Source organism: Schauerella aestuarii (genome assembly GCF_009866805.1).
Classification (GTDB): Bacteria; Pseudomonadota; Gammaproteobacteria; order Burkholderiales; family Burkholderiaceae_B; genus Schauerella; species Schauerella aestuarii.
In genome coordinates, this window is the sequence record NZ_SIZW01000042.1 from 363,448 (window position 1) to 378,651 (window position 15,204).

Genomic DNA, 15,204 nt, shown 5'->3' on the forward strand with positions numbered 1-15,204 from the left:
AAGCGTGCGCAATCGACGCAACCCGGCTAGACTTCCGCCTCGATAATTAAGGAAATGGCGCGAGCGCGATGCAACCGGGCAGGGATGTGCGATTTCTCGATGCGGGTGGCGAGATGGGAACGCGGATACGCGACTATCCCTGGAGCGACTCGCCGCTTGGCGCCACCGCGCAGTGGCCGCAAAGTCTGCGCACGGCGATCGGCCTGATGCTGCGGTCCAAGCAACCGGTCTATATCGCTTGGGGCCCGCGCCTGATTTCGTTCTACAACGACGCCTACATTCCCTTTTGCGCGGCGAAGCATCCGATCGGTCTGGGGATGCCGTTTGCCGAACTGTGGTCGGAAGTGTGGGAAGAACTTCGTCCTCTGGTCACCGCAACCCTCGGCGGCGACGCGCAATGGGTAAAGGATATGCCCATCGTGCTGCCCGGCTGCGGCGCCGACGATGTGGCGTGGTTCAGTTTTTCCTGGGTGCCGCTGCTCGACGATGCGGGCGATGTGGGTGGCATGTATTGCGTGGCCACCGATACTACCGAAACGGTGCTCTCGCAGCAGCGCCTGCGCGATCTGAATGCCGATCTCGAGCGGCAGATTGCCTTGCGTGCGCACGAGCGCAGCCGCACATGGCACATCAGTCCGGATCTGCTTTCGATTTTCGGCATGTCGGGCTGCTTCGAAAGCGCCAATCCCGCGTGGACCGCCACGCTGGGATGGGAGGACAGCGAACTCATCGGGCGTCATTACACCGAGTTTGTCCATCCTGACGATCGCGCGGAAACCGAAGAGGTCGTTCGCCAGCTCGCGAGCGGGCTGCCCTTGTACCGATTCGAGAATCGCTACCGGTGTCGCAATGGCAGCTATCGCTGGTTGTCGTGGTTCGGGGTGACCGAGAACAATCGCTTCTTTTGCAGTGCGCGCGACGTGACCCAGGCCAAGATGCAAGCGGCCGAACTGGCCACGCGAACGGCCGAGCGCGATCGGCTCTGGGAGCTGAGCGATGATCTGCTGGTGGTCGCCGATTACGAAGGTCGTCTGCTACGAGTGAGCCCGTCATGGACGCGCGTGCTGGGCTACGGCGAATCCGAGCTGTACGCGATGCACTATCGCACCATCCTGCATCCCGACGATTTCGTGAATGTGGTGTCGGAGGCCTTCGACATCATGCGGGCTACCGGCGAGTCGCGCCGGATCGAGAATCGGTTGTTGCGCCGCGACGGCACGTGGCGCTGGTTTGCGTGGACGATTTCGCCCGAACCGGGTGGCGATCGTCTGACGGGCGTGGGGCGCGACATCAGTGTGGAGAAGGAACGCCAACTGGCGCTGGCTTCGGCCCAGGACGCGTTGCGTCAGGCGCAGAAGATGGAGGCGGTGGGCCAATTGACGGGCGGTCTCGCGCACGACTTCAACAACCTGCTGACGGGCATTACCGGCAGCCTCGAGCTGTTGAAGTTGCGTCTGGCGCGTGGCGAGACGCAGGGAATCGAGCGCTATGTCGAGACGGCGCAGGGCGCGGCCAAACGTGCCGCATCGCTCACGCATCGTTTGCTGGCATTTTCGCGCCGGCAAACCCTCGACCCGCGCCACACCGACGTGAACCGCCTGGTGGCCGACATGGATGAGTTGATTCGGCGTACGGTGGGGCCGCAGATCGCGACCCTGCAGCAGGTGGCACCCGCGCTCTGGACCACCCTGGTCGACCGCAATCAGCTCGAAAGTGCGTTGCTGAATTTGTGCATCAATGCGCGCGATGCCATGCCCGACGGCGGCCGATTGACGATCGCCACCTCGAACGACACCCTTGACGACAAGGCAGCGGGTACGCTTGGCGTACCCGTCGGCGACTATGTGACGTTGGCGGTGACCGATGATGGGTGCGGCATGACACCTGAAGATATCGCACGGGCCTTCGATCCTTTCTTCACGACCAAGCCGATCGGTCAGGGCACAGGCTTGGGGCTATCGATGGTGTATGGGTTCGCTCAGCAATCCGACGGCGTGGCGCGGATCGTTTCGCAGGTCGGCCACGGCACCACGGTGCAGATGTATCTGCCACGTCGTGACGCAGACCGCACCGGCCACACCGAATCGCCGCATCAGGATGAACGTTGCGTGCCGCCAACGTCGGGCGTGCCGAGCGCCGGCGAGGCGTCGGCCCCCGCCACCGTGCTGGTCATCGACGACGAGCCCGCCATTCGCATGCTCGCCGCCGAAGTGCTGGAAGAGTTGGGTTACGCGACCCTGCAGGCCGAAGATGGTCCATCGGGGCTGGCGTTGCTGCGCTCACCGGTTGCGATCGATCTGCTGATCACGGATGTGGGCTTGCCGAACGGCATGAACGGGCGCCAGGTGGCCGATGCGGCCAAAGTGTTGCGGCCTGCGCTCAAAGTGCTCTTCATTACGGGCTATGCCGAAAACGCGGTCCTCAACCACGGCGATCTGGACGCCGGCATGCAGGTGTTGACCAAGCCCTTCGCGATGGAGGTATTTGCCCGCCGCGTGGCCGATCTGATCGCGTTGCCGCTTGATTGACCGGTCGGCCTACCGGCCGGCGTCGGCCGGCCGGCAGTCTCGATGGCACAGCGCGCCGCGCCACGCCTGCAGAAAGCTCTGGCGCTTCAGATCGTCCAGATACACGAGCAGTCCGGTTCCCAGCGCCACGGGCCGCATGGCGCCGGTCAACGCTTGCGCGTCGAGGTCGGTCCGCACGGTCAACATGCGCGATTCGCGCTGCATGGTTTCCTGGCCGCGTGCCGACAGCACATAGTCCAGAAAGCGGCGCGCCAATTCCGGGCGACGGGCGTCGCGCGGAATCAACCCCACGCGCGAGACCACCAAAGTGTAGTCGTCGGGACGCACGATCGCCAGCGGTGCGCCGGCTGCAATGCGCCGTTGCGCATACGATTCGAGCACGTTGTAGCCCAAGGTCAACTCACCGCGTTCGATGCGGTCCAGCAGACCGTCGCTGTACTCGTCCACCACGGCGGCGCTGTTGCCCATGGCGGCCCACAGCGCGCCGGCCATGCTGTCGCGGCGCGCGTCCTGCGTGGCGGCCATGTAGCCGATGCCGCTGTGCGCTACGTCGTACGTACCGATCCTGCCTTGCAAGGGCCGGGCAGGGTCGCGCAGCATGGCAAGCAATTGCTGACGCGATCTCGGGGCGTCGCGGGCGGTCATGGCACGGGTGTTGTAGACGATGGTCATGGCTTCGCCGCCGATGCTGAACACCTCATTGCGCCAGCGTGCCCACTCCGGTAATGCCGCGGTTTCCGGCGACACGTGAGGCTGGGCGTAGCCATCGTTGACCAGCTTGGTTTGCAGGTCCATGCTGCTGCTTACGATGAGATCAGGCGCGGTCCGCCTCGCCCGCGCGTCCTCATACAGTGTCTGCGTCGGCAATTCCGTATACACCACGCGCATGCCGGGGTAGAGCGCCTGGAAGTCTTGCAGGATGCCCAGAAACACCTGCGTATTGGTCGAGGCGTCGATCGTCAGTACGTCGGCCGCATCGGCGGGACCGATGTCCAGCGTTTCACCATCCAGAGCATGGACGGGCGTCGCCATCCACAGTGCGGCCAGTGCCGAGGCCAGGAGGATGCGCGCTTTCATGCTGCCGGCAACCTCACGCTCACGCGCAGTCCGCCCTCGACGCGATTGGTCATTGCGATCGTGCCGCGATGGCCTTCCACGACGCGGCGTACGATCGATAACCCCAGGCCCGCGCCACTCGCACGCGTGCCTGCGCCGCGCACGAAGCGATCGAAGATCGTCTGCGCCTGGGCGGGCGGGATGCCGGGGCCCTGATCGTCGATGGTCAATCGCCAGGCGTCGCCGTCCCGATCCAGCGTGACGACCACCGGCGTTTGATCCGGCGAGCCGTGCTTGAGCGCGTTGTCGATCAGGTTCTTGACGGCTTCGCGCAGCATCAACGCATCGCCCAGCAGCGGCGCCTGCGCCAGTGCGCTGTGCCAGATCACATCGGAATGCGGATCGGCTTGGGGCACAACGTCCTGCAACGCGTCGCGCACCAGTTCGACCGCGTCCAGCCGCTCGAAACGTTGCAGACTGCTGCGGTGATTGACACTGGCATCGCTGAGCAGCTGATTGACGAGCCGCGTGAGGCGGGCGGCGTTGCGGTCCACCGCCACCAGACTACGGCGCTGTTCTGCAGGATCATCTTCATCGAGCGCGACCTGCACTTGCGCGCGCAACGCCGCCAGGGGCGTACGCAACTGGTGCGCGGCATCGGCAATGAACACGCGCAGGGTATCGAGGTTGCCCGATAGCCGCGCCATGAAGCCGTTGAGCGCCGCCACGAGCTGCACCAGCTCGCGTGGCACCGGGCTCTCGATGGGGCGCAGTTCCGAGGCTTGCCGCGTCAAAAGTTCTTTCTCGACGCGAGCCACGGGCCGCAACGAGCGATGCACGCCCACCCACACGAGGGCCAGCACCGCGAGCGTCAGCACACCGATGATCAGCGTGGCGCGCCAAACGATGTCGCTTGCGAGTGCATCGCGCGCAAGCCGAGTCTGACCCACCTGAACGATCGCCACGGCGTTGGATTCGGGAGCGGCGATCTCATGCCGCAACACGGCGAAGCGCACCAGTTCGCCGCTGTAAAGGGCATCGAAGAGCGCAGGCTGATGGTCTTTGCTCGTCAAGCGGGGCGGGGCGGGCAAGTCGGGATAGCCTGTGAGCACGCGACCGGCGCCGTCCGTCACGCGATAGAACACGCGATCGTTGGCGGCCAGCGACAACACTTCCAACGCCGCGTAAGGCATGTCCATGTGCCAGGCGCCTTGCACGAGTTGCAGGCTGTCGGTCATCGACAGCACCGAAGCTTGCAACAGATGGTCGTACGAGGTATCGGCGGCCTGTCGGCCATAGCCACGTGCCGCCCCGTAAAGCACCAGCATGGCGGCAATGAAGAGGGCGCACAACGGCACCAATAGCCGCCGCCGGATCGACCAGCGGGCGAGCGCGGAAAACTCACGCATCGTCACTGGCCGGCGGGCGATCGGCGTGCAGGATGTAGCCGGCGCCGCGCGAGGTTTCGATGCGCAGTGGCGTACCGTCGAGCTTCTTGCGCAGGCGCGCGATGTACACCTCGATCGCATTGGGGCCCGCGTCATCATCGAAGGCAAACAGCTTGTGCGAGATCTCTTCCTTGCTGACCACGCGACCCAGGCCACGCAGCAGGATTTCCAGCAGACTGTATTCCCGCTTGGGCAGATCGAGCCGCACTTCGCCGAAGGTGACCTGGCGCGCCGCGCCATCGATGGTGAGGCCGCCAAAACGCGTGATTTCCGACGCGTGGCCCGTGGGCCGGCGCAGCAGGGCGCGACACCGCGCTTCGAGCTCACGAAAGTCGAATGGCTTGCCCAGGTAATCGTCGGCGCCCACATCCAGCGCATTGACGCGATCTTCGATATCGGCGCGCGCCGTCAGCATCAATACCGGTGTTTTGTCGCCGCGTTCGCGCAGGCGCATCAGGATGTCGAGGCCGCTCAGGCGCGGCAGGCCCACGTCGAGCACGATCAGATCGAAGTGCTCATATTCGAGCACGCCACTCGCGGTGAGGCCATCGCTTTGCCAGTCCACCGCATGGCCGACACGCCGCAACCGACGCACCAGGGCGTCGGCCAGATCGTCATCGTCTTCGATTACCAGGATGCGCATGTCGAAAATTGTCGCACATGGCGGCACGTTTGGACTTTCTGCAGGATGACAGGTGGCCGACAGCTTTTCCTCCTACGCTGCGCCTTCCCCCAATCAGAGGGGTGCATCAGATAACGATCAGGAGACAACAAGCATGGTTCTAACACTGCTCGGCTTTGGCATGGTGATCACGTTCATGACGTTGATCATGATGAAACGCCTATCGCCGCTCGTTGCCCTGATCCTCGTTCCCATCGTCTTCGCATTGATCGGCGGCTTTGCACCCGGCATGGGCGAGATGATGCTCGACGGCATCCGCAAGATTGCGCCGACGGGGGTGATGCTGATGTTCGCCATCCTGTATTTCGGCATCATGATCGACGCGGGGCTGTTCGACCCCATCGTCGGCCGCATTCTCAAGATCGTCAAAGGCGACCCGTTGAAGATCGTGGTGGGCACCACCGTGCTCGCCTTGCTGATTTCGCTGGATGGCGATGGCTCCACCACCTACATGATCACGGTGGCGTCGATGCTGCCGCTGTATCGACGCCTGAAAATGAACGCGCTCAACATGACCTGTCTGGCGATGCTGGCGAGCGGCTTGATGAACCTTACGCCCTGGGGCGGTCCCACGGCGCGCGCCGCCAGTGCCTTGCACGTGGATCCGGGTGAGGTGTTCATCCCGATGATCCCCGCCATGGCCGTGGCGATCGTGGCACTGCTGGGGTTGTCGTTCTATCTGGGATTGCGTGAGCGCCGCCGCCTGGGAACGCTGTCGTTGCCGGGCGCCGGCGCAGCGCTGGGCCCCAACGTGGACACCTTCGATATCGACGATCAGAACGACGGCGGTCAAAATCCGCCAAACGTCGAGAATGATGAAGACCTGCGCCGTCCGAAACTGTTGTGGGTGAACGCCGCGTTGACGTTGGCCTTGATGGTGACGCTGGTGATGGGCCTGTTGCCGATGTCGGTGTTGTTCATGATCGGCTTCGCGATTGCGATGGTGATCAACTACCCCAATCTCGCCGAGCAGCGCCGCCGCGTCAATCACTATGCCGGCAACGTGCTGTCGGTGGTCTCGCTGATTTTCGCCGCAGGTATCTTCACCGGCATTCTGGGTGGCACCGGCATGGTCGAAGCGATGTCGCGCAGCTTGTTGGCGGTGATCCCCGATTCGATGGGCCCGTATCTGGCCGTGATCACCGCGATCGTCAGCATGCCGTTCACGTTCTTCATGTCCAACGATGCTTTCTATTTCGGCGTACTGCCGATCCTGGGCGAGGCCGCGCAAGGCTACGGCATCTCTGCCGTTGAAATGGCGCGCGCGTCGCTGATCGGTCAACCGGTTCACCTGCTGAGCCCGCTCGTGCCGTCGACGTACCTGCTGGTGGGCATGGCGCACGTCGATTTCGGCGATCACCAGCGCTTCACGCTCAAGTGGGCCGTGCTCATCTGCATGGTGCTGATGCTTGCAGCGTTGGCGCTGGGCCTGTTTCCGGTGACCGGTACGCCCTGAGGTGCCAGGGGTCGCCGTTAACGTTATCGACAGGGAGGCGGCATGACATTGCGCATTGCCTACGTGACCGGCGGCATGGGCAGCATCGGTACCGCGGTGTGCCAGGCGCTGGCCCGCAGCGGCCATCGTGTGGTGGCGGGGTGCGGGCCCGCATCGCCGCGGCGGGCCGCCTGGCTCAAGTACCAGCAATCGCTGGGCTTCGACTTCGTGGCGTCCGAAGGGGATGCGCGCGACTGGGCCTCGACCGAAGCGGCATTCGCGCAGGTGCGCCGTGAGATGGGCGACATCGATGTGCTCGTCAACAATGCCGGCGGCGCGCGCGACGTGCTCTTTCGCAATATGACGCGCGACGATTGGACCGCGATCGTGCACGGCAATCTCGATGTGCTCTACAACGTGACCAAGCAAGTGGTCGAACGCATGAGCACGCGCGGATGGGGCCGCATCGTGAACATCGCCTCGGTGAGCGCGAGCAAAGGCCAGATCGGCCAACTCAATTACGCCACCGCCAAGGGCGCGATGCTCGGCTTTTCGCGTTCGCTGGCGTTGGAAGTCGCGGCCCGTGGCGTCACGGTCAACACCGTATCGCCCGGCTATATCGAAAGCCCGGCGATGGGCTCGTTTCCACCCGATCGACTGGATCGTCTATGCACGGCGATTCCGGTCAAACGGCTGGGGCGCCCTGAAGAAGTGGCCGCCGTGTGTGCGTGGCTGGCGTCGGACGACGCAGCATTCATCACCGGCGCGGATTATCCGGTGAATGGCGGCGTCCACATGGGCTGAGCCCGGGAGTGAGCATAACGCTCTTCATGCAAATGCTCAGCGAGCGGCGCGACATCGGCAATTCTGCACGCGCGCCTGTCGATGGCGGGTCTGAGCGATGGTGGGACTGATGCATGAGCCGGGTGGGGCGGTAAGCCGCTACGCCTTGTCCGCCAGATAGGGATGCAGCGCAGTCACGGTATTCATCACGTGCTGCCGCATGGCCGTCTCGCACACGTCCGGATCTTTTGTGTGCAGCGCTGCGACCAACTCCTGATGCGCCTCCCGCATGCGAAAGACGCGCCCGGGCTGGCTTGCCCACATGCGCATGTACGGCTCGACCACCGAATGCAGATCTGCAATCTGGCGCAGCAGCCGCGGTTGCCGGCAGAAACCGCATAGATACTCGTGAAACTCGCGGTGCGAGGTCGTCCAGTCGAGATAATCGCCCGTGCCCAGTTCGATCTGGTCGAGCATGCTGGTAAGCCGGCGCAGGTGCTCGGCATTCATGTTCTGCACCGCATTGCGCATGGCCAGGCCTTCCAGCACGGAACGCATGTCGAACACTTCCTGCATCTCCTGACGATTGAGGCCGCGCACGACCGCGCCGCGATTGGCGCGAATGTCGACCAGCCCCTCGGACGCCAGGCGGCGCAGCGCACCGCGCACCGGCATGCGGCTCGTCCCGATCCCTGCCGCAATGACATCCGGCACGAGCCGCTCGCCCGCACCGAAGGCGCCCAGGCGGATCTGCCGGTGTATATAGCGATACGCCTCGTCCTCGGCGGTGAGGGCGAAATTGGAAACCGCAGCGCCATCCATCGATGCTCTCCTTGATGCAACACGCATCATAATCGCTGTAAGACTGGATCCACGTAGCCAGAGATCCATAAAAATGATACGCTCTTTTAGCGTCTACAACGAATGTTCTGAAAATTGCATAGGGGAAAAAGCAGTGAAAGCAAACATGCTCAAGACGGTACTGGCGGCGAGTGCGATGGCCTTTGCCGCAGGCGCGACCGCACAATCGGCGGATGCCTGGCCCGAGCGCCCAGTGCGCATCGTGGTGCCGTTCCAGGCCGGTTCGGCCACCGACCTGATCTCGCGTCAGCTCGGCAATGCGCTGGCCAAGGAACTGGGCCAGCCCTTCATCATCGAAGCGCGGCCGGGGGCCGCTGCCGCAATCGGCAGCTCGATGGTGGCCCGCGCCGAGCCCGATGGCTACACGTTGTTGATGGGCGGCCCGGCGGCCAACGTCACCAACCGCTTCCTGAACAAGAATCTGAGCTACGACCCCGACAAGTTCGGCCTGGTCTCGATGGTGGCCTATACGCCCAACATCCTGCTCGCCAATCCCTCGCAGCCGTTCAAGAACCTTCCCGAGATGGTGGCGTATGCCAAAGCCAATCCCGGCAAGCTGACCTATGCGTCGTTCGGCACGGGCACCACCTCGCACATGGCAGGTGAAATGCTCAAGAACGTGGCCGGCATCGATATTCTGCATATTCCGTTCAAGGGCGCTGGCGAAGCCATTCCCGCCTTGCTGAGCGGTCAGGTGTCGATGTACTTCGACACGATCATGACGGGTCTGCCGCAAGTGAAGGCGGGCAAGCTGGTGCCGCTGGGCATGTCCAACGCCAAGCGTTCGGATCTCGCCCCGGAAATTCCCACGATTGCCGAGCAGGGCTTTGCCGGTTACGACATCGCGCCGTGGTACGGCATCGTGGCGCCGGGCGGCACGCCGGAGCCGATCCTCGACAAGCTCAACGTCGCGATCAACAAGGTACTGCAGGACAAAGACCTGCGCGACAAGCTGGCCGAAGCCGGCGCGGAGCCGCGTGGCGGCAGCCGCGCTGAATTTGCCGCATTCATCAAGAGCGAAATTCCGCGTACGCAAAAACTGGTCGAACAAGCCGGTATCACGGCGCAGTAATCTGCTTTCCCCGAGCGCGCGGCGGCCCCTGGCCGTCGCGCGCTCGGCTATAGTCGCTCCCAGAATTCATAACGATAAGCTCAACTCCCATGACGATGCCTACGAACTGGTCCCTGAATTACCCCGCCCGCAAAATGCCCGTTTTGGCGCGCAACGCCGTGGCCACCAGCCAACCGCTGGCCGCACAGGCGGGCTTGCGCATGATGCTCGCCGGCGGCAACGCGGTCGACGCCGCGCTGGCGACCGCCATCACGTTGACGGTGGTCGAACCCACCATGAACGGCATTGGCGGGGATCTCTTTGCATTGATCTGGCATGAGGGCGAGCTGTATGGATTGAACGCCTGTGGCCGCGCGCCCGCCGCGTGGACGCCTGAGTTCTTTGCCGGTCAAGCCACCATGCCGCCGTCAGGGTGGGGTACCGTTACGGTGCCGGGTCAGATCGCCGGCTGGAAGGCACTGTCCGACAAATTCGGCAAGCTGCCTTTCGCCAAGCTCTTCGAGCCTGCCATCGACTATGCGCGCAATGGCTTCCCGGTGTCGCCGACGATCGCGCGTCAGTGGGCCACCCAAGGCCCCAAGCTGGCCCACGAACCTGGATTCAAAGAGGCCTTCCTGCCTGAGGGACGCGCACCTGAAGCCGGCGAAATCTGGCGTTTTGAAGCCCAGGCACGCACGCTCGAGGCGATTGCCCAAAGCGGCGGTGAGAGCTTCTATCGCGGTGACCTCGCGCGCAAGATCACGGATTTCGCTCGCGCAACCGGTGGCGCATTGACGATGGAAGATCTGGCCGCGCACGAGGTGGAATGGGTCAAGCCGATTTCGCAATCGTTCAAGGGCTACGATCTGCATGAGATCCCGCCCAACGGGCAGGGCATTGCCGCGTTGATCGCGCTCGGCATTCTCGAGCACTTCGATATCGAGACGATGGGCCGCGACAGCGCCGATTATTACCATGTGTCGATCGAAGCGATGAAGCTGGCGTTTGCCGACTTGCATCATCACGTGGCCGATCCGAAGCACATGACGACCAGCGCCGAAGCGTTGCTCGATCCCGCCTATCTGGCTGCGCGCGCCAAGCTCATCAAGATGGACCAGGCGAGCGTGCCGGTGGCGGGTACGCCGGCAGTAGGCGGCACGGTGTATCTCACGGCGGCAGATGCGCACGGCACGATGGTGTCGTTCATCCAGTCCAATTATCACGGCTTCGGTTCGGGCGTGGTCGTGCCGGATACCGGCATCGGCCTGCACAATCGCGGGCTCAATTTCGTGCTCACCCCCGGTCACGCCAATCAGGTCGCGCCGGGCAAGAAGCCGATGCACACCATCATTCCGGGTTTCGTCACCCGCAATGGTCAGCCGGTCATGTCGTTTGGCGTGATGGGCGGCTCGATGCAGGCGCAGGGCCACATGCAAATGGTGGCGCGCCTGGCCGCGTTCGGACAGAACCCGCAGGACATGAGCGATGCGCCGCGTTTCCGCGTCGAAAACGGCCCGGTCGTCAACGTCGAGGCGCATCTGCCGCAAGCCGTGGTGGATGCGTTGCGCAGCCGAGGTCACGATGTGGCGGTGGCCCCGGCCGACAGCCTGGAATTCGGTTCGGCTCAGCTGATCTACAAAATGGATGACGGCTATTTCGCCGCATCGGATGCCCGTCGCGATGGGCAAGCGGTCGGCTTCTAAGCATGACGATCGATGCCCAGCGCCTGTGGCAGCGCCTCGACGCGCTAGCCGAGATCACCGAACCCGACCGGCCCTGGACACGGCGGTCGTTCACACGACGTTTCCTCGCCGGCCGCGCATGGCTGGCCGCCGAGTTTGCGGCGGCCGGCCTCGACGTCAGGTTGGACGCCGGTGGCAATTTGATCGGTCGGTTGGCAGGCAGCAACCCCGACTTGCCGCCGCTGGTGACGGGTTCGCACTCGGACAGCGTGCCCTCGGGTGGGCGCTACGACGGCATGCTGGGCGTGATCGCGGCTCTGGAAGTTGCCCAGTCGCTGCGCGAGCAGGGACGGGTGTTGGCCCATGATGTCGAGGTGGTCGACTTCCTGGCCGAAGAACCCAGCGAATTCGGTCTCTCCTGCGTGGGCAGCCGATCGTGGGCGGGCAAGCTCGATGCCACGATGCTGGCCACCACGCGGCCGGATGGCATGACGCTGCGGGAAGGCTTGCAGTACGTGGGTGCCGATCCCGATCGGCTCGCCAGCGCCTACCGCGCGCCGGGCAGCATTGCGGCCTATGTGGAGCTGCACATCGAGCAGGCGCGTATTCTCGAATCGAACGCACTGGATATTGGTGTGGTAACCGGCATTGCGGCCATCCGGCGCGAGCGTATCACCGTGATCGGCCGTGCCGATCATGCCGGCCAGACACCCATGGGCGAGCGCGCCGATGCGCTCGTCGGTGCGGCACGCATTATCGACGGCGCCTATCGCGATGCCCTGGCCGGTACGACGCCAGCCTGCCCGCTGGTGGCCACCGTGGGGCATATCGGCAACGTCAAGCCCAATGCGGCCAATGCGGTGCCGGGCCAGGCCGAACTGATCATGGAATGCCGTTGCCTGGATGAGGCAAAGGTGATCGGTTTGTTCGACGATCTTTTTGCGCGGTTGAGCGCCGAACTGACCGCGATGGGACTCGAGATCCAGCGCCAGGTGATCAGCCATGTGCCGGCCACGCCGTGCACGGCGGCAATTCAAGACACGATCTCGGCGGCGGCCACCGATCTGGGATTCACGCAATGCCATCTGCCCAGTGGCGCCGGTCACGACGGCATGTTTGCGTCGCATGCCGGCCCGTTCGGCATGATCTTCGTGCCGTGTCTGGATGGACGCAGTCATACCCCTGAGGAGTGGCTGGAGCCGGAGCAGGCGGCGGCAGGGGCGCGCGTGCTGTTCGAGACGATTTGCCGGCTGGACGCGCAAGGCGCGGCGAGTCTCTAGGCCATCCCAGGCATCCAACGCGTCCCAAACCCCTCAGGCATCTCAAGCAGCTCAGGCATCCCAGGCATCTCGGTGCCTTCATGCTTGGCGCAGTCCAGATCGCGTTGGGATGCCACGCCCGGTTCGTGCGGCGTTATCGCTACGCCTTGCTCGAACCCGGTCGGCGCATTTTGCGTGGGATCGGGCGACGTGACATTTCCGAGTCCAGGATCAGACGGCCCTTGAGCCTGCCGTGCATGCGCTTGACCGATTTCATGGCGTCGTTCATGTGCGCGGTCATCAGGGCGCGCACCTTTTCGGCATCGCGCGCCCGCGCCGCCGTCAGAATCTTCTCGTGGTACTTCGTATTGGTGGCGCCAAAGCGTTGCTGCGCCGCGAGCGGCATGTCGTTGTCGTACACGGTCAGTGCACGGATCATCTGATTGATCATTTCGCAACTGAAGCGCAAGAACGGATTGGGGCAGGCCGATGCGAAGATGTCGTGAAAGGTCATTTCCTCCTGCCGTTGCGCAAGCGACTGTTCCATATCTTCGGCGCGCGGATCACAGCAGTGGATGTTGTGTTCGAGCGCATCGAACTGCGCGTCGGTTAAAAACGGCACGGCGCTGGCGGCCAGTTCCGGCTCGAGCAGATGCCGGATCTGATAAATATCCTCGATCGACACCTCCTTGAAAAAGAGGTAGTTCTGCATCAGTTGAAACGTGCGATCCAGCGGGACTTCCACCACCATGCCGCCACCGCCCGGGCCCGTACTCACCTTGATCAGCCCCTGCACTTCGAGCGATTTCAATGCTTCGCGAATCGTGCTTTTGCTGACGCTGAACATCTCCTGCAATTCGATTTCGCGCGGCAATTTGTCGCCGGGCAGAAGATTCTTCGACGTGATGAGGCGCTTGACCTCTTCGGCGATGAGGTCGCTGCGCTTGGGCTGGGCGGTTTGCGCGGAAGGCACACGCGCGTCGCGATCGAATTCCATAACCTGTTCTGATCCTCATCGGCACTGCGGGTTTTACCCGATGGTTGGCATATTGACATGATTTTGTCGCGCCACCATGATGATAACCATCCTATTTATACGCATAAATAGGCATCGCGTTTTCCAAGTTTTTGCACCCAACATTACGCTTGGCGCCACCCCGGCGCCGGCCTTATTCGTTTTCGCCGCAGGCCACACCTGCGGCAGGGAGAGCACCTTGAATCGCCGTAACCTTTTGAAGATGGCCGCACTGTCGGCCGTGCCGGGTTCGTTGTGGGCCGCACGCTCGGCATTGGCGCAGAGCGACGCGATTCGCTTCGGGTGTCCGGTCCCGATGTCGGGCGCGTTTGCGGCCAATGGCAAGTATGCCGATATCGGCATGAAGCTCGCCATCCAGCAATACGGCACCGCGCTCGGTCGCCCGCTCGCCTATACCGTGCTCGATACGGAAGGCAAACCGGCGACCGCCGTGCGCAAGGTGCAGGAGCAATCCGAGCAAGGCACCCGGTTCTTCGCCGGCGGAATTTTGTCGTCCGAGTCGTTGGCGATGGGCAAGGAAGTGGAGAAGGGCGGCGGCGTATTCATCACCACGGCCGGTGCCGACGAGATCACCGGCAAGGATTGCAACAAGGCCACGTTCCGCTGGTCGGTGCCCACTTTCGGCGCCATCGAGCAAACCGTGCGGCCCTTGATCGAGGCCGTGCCCAAGGCGAAACGCTGGTACACGATCACGCCGCAGTATGTGTTCGGCGATGGTTTGTTGAGTGCGGCGAAAAACATCTTCGCCGAGAAGGGCCTCGAGCACGTGGGCAACAGCTATCACTCGCTCACCGAGAAAGAGTTCAGCGGCTATCTGACCAACGCGCTGGCCGCCAAACCCGATGCATTGCTGATCTTGAATTTCGGCTCGCAGTCGTCCGATACGCTGCGCCAGGCAGTGAGCTTCGGCATGAAGCAGAACGTGACGATCCTGGTGGCGTGGGCCTCGGGTCTGGAGCAGTTCGAAGCGTTGGGCGCCGATCTGTGCGCGGATGTGTACTTCGGTGCCCAGTACTGGCACGGGATCGATTCGCCGCTCAACAAGGATCTCGTCAAGCGCTGCCAGGAGACATTGAAGGTCAATCCCAATTACAGCCTGGCCGGGTCTTATATCTGCACCAAGATCATGCTGGACGCGATCATCAAAAGCGGCAGTGCCGATCCGAAAGCGGTTGTGGCCGCGATGGAAGGCATGAAGTACGACGGGCTCACGGGTGCCGAAGAAATCCGGGCGGGCGATCATCAGGTGCTCAAGAACTACTACCTCTTGAAAGGCAAGCCGAAGTCGAAGATGAAAGACAAGGACGATTACGCCGACATCGTGAGTTCGGGCCAGTCGTTCCTGCCGCTCGCCCAGACCGGCTGCAAGCTGTAAACCGCGCC

General features: G+C 63.3%; 12 protein-coding genes. 7 read left to right on the plus strand and 5 right to left on the minus strand.

Annotated features, from left to right (window positions below):
* Positions 1-68: 68 nt before the first annotated feature.
* Positions 69-2,528 (plus strand): PAS domain S-box protein, encoded by a 2,460-nt coding sequence (locus EYW45_RS16765; protein ID WP_202444764.1) that lies wholly within the window; start codon positions 69-71, stop codon positions 2,526-2,528.
* A 9-nt stretch (positions 2,529-2,537) separates the two neighbouring features.
* On the opposite strand, the gene EYW45_RS16770 is transcribed toward EYW45_RS16765, so the two are convergent.
* From EYW45_RS16770 to EYW45_RS16780, 3 genes are read right to left on the minus strand one after another with little or no spacing between them, the layout of a single operon-like run.
* Complete coding sequence (locus EYW45_RS16770; RefSeq protein WP_161136576.1) at positions 2,538-3,605, minus strand: ABC transporter substrate-binding protein; 1,068 nt, start codon at positions 3,603-3,605, stop codon at positions 2,538-2,540.
* Positions 3,602-4,993: a sensor histidine kinase gene (locus tag EYW45_RS16775; protein ID WP_161136577.1), complete on the minus strand. Its 1,392-nt coding sequence runs from the start codon at positions 4,991-4,993 to the stop codon at positions 3,602-3,604. Before EYW45_RS16775 ends, EYW45_RS16770 begins: the two co-directional genes overlap by 4 nt.
* Entirely contained in the window at positions 4,986-5,675 is a 690-nt protein-coding gene (locus tag EYW45_RS16780) for a response regulator transcription factor (RefSeq protein WP_161136578.1), read from the minus strand. Before EYW45_RS16780 ends, EYW45_RS16775 begins: the two co-directional genes overlap by 8 nt.
* 133 nt (positions 5,676-5,808) lie before the next feature.
* Between EYW45_RS16780 and EYW45_RS16785 the strand changes: the two genes are divergently transcribed.
* Complete coding sequence (locus EYW45_RS16785) at positions 5,809-7,170, plus strand: CitMHS family transporter (RefSeq protein ID WP_161136579.1); 1,362 nt, start codon at positions 5,809-5,811, stop codon at positions 7,168-7,170.
* 42 nt (positions 7,171-7,212) lie between these two features.
* Positions 7,213-7,953, plus strand: a complete 741-nt coding sequence (gene phbB / locus EYW45_RS16790) for an acetoacetyl-CoA reductase (RefSeq protein ID WP_161136580.1) — start codon at positions 7,213-7,215, stop codon at positions 7,951-7,953.
* A 138-nt stretch (positions 7,954-8,091) separates the two neighbouring features.
* Here the strand turns inward: phbB and EYW45_RS16795 are convergent, their stop codons facing one another.
* Complete coding sequence (locus EYW45_RS16795; RefSeq protein WP_161136581.1) at positions 8,092-8,754, minus strand: GntR family transcriptional regulator; 663 nt, start codon at positions 8,752-8,754, stop codon at positions 8,092-8,094.
* A gap of 145 nt (positions 8,755-8,899) precedes the next feature.
* On the opposite strand from EYW45_RS16795, the gene EYW45_RS16800 reads away from it, so the two are divergent.
* The 3 genes from EYW45_RS16800 to EYW45_RS16810 all read left to right on the plus strand — a co-directional run bounded on the left by EYW45_RS16800 (position 8,900) and on the right by EYW45_RS16810 (position 12,806).
* Positions 8,900-9,865, plus strand: coding sequence for a Bug family tripartite tricarboxylate transporter substrate binding protein (locus tag EYW45_RS16800; protein ID WP_407924939.1), 966 nt, complete (start codon positions 8,900-8,902; stop codon positions 9,863-9,865).
* Between the two features lie 89 nt (positions 9,866-9,954).
* On the plus strand, positions 9,955-11,547 hold the full coding sequence (ggt, locus tag EYW45_RS16805) for a gamma-glutamyltransferase (protein WP_202444766.1): 1,593 nt from the start codon (positions 9,955-9,957) through the stop codon (positions 11,545-11,547).
* A gap of 2 nt (positions 11,548-11,549) precedes the next feature.
* Complete coding sequence (locus EYW45_RS16810) at positions 11,550-12,806, plus strand: Zn-dependent hydrolase (RefSeq protein WP_161136583.1); 1,257 nt, start codon at positions 11,550-11,552, stop codon at positions 12,804-12,806.
* Positions 12,807-12,945: 139 nt separating this feature from the next.
* Here the strand turns inward: EYW45_RS16810 and EYW45_RS16815 are convergent, their stop codons facing one another.
* Positions 12,946-13,782, minus strand: a complete 837-nt coding sequence (locus tag EYW45_RS16815) for a FadR/GntR family transcriptional regulator (RefSeq protein WP_161136584.1) — start codon at positions 13,780-13,782, stop codon at positions 12,946-12,948.
* A 217-nt stretch (positions 13,783-13,999) separates the two neighbouring features.
* Between EYW45_RS16815 and EYW45_RS16820 the strand changes: the two genes are divergently transcribed.
* Positions 14,000-15,196, plus strand: coding sequence for an ABC transporter substrate-binding protein (locus EYW45_RS16820; protein WP_161136585.1), 1,197 nt, complete (start codon positions 14,000-14,002; stop codon positions 15,194-15,196).
* Positions 15,197-15,204: the final 8 nt, after the last annotated feature.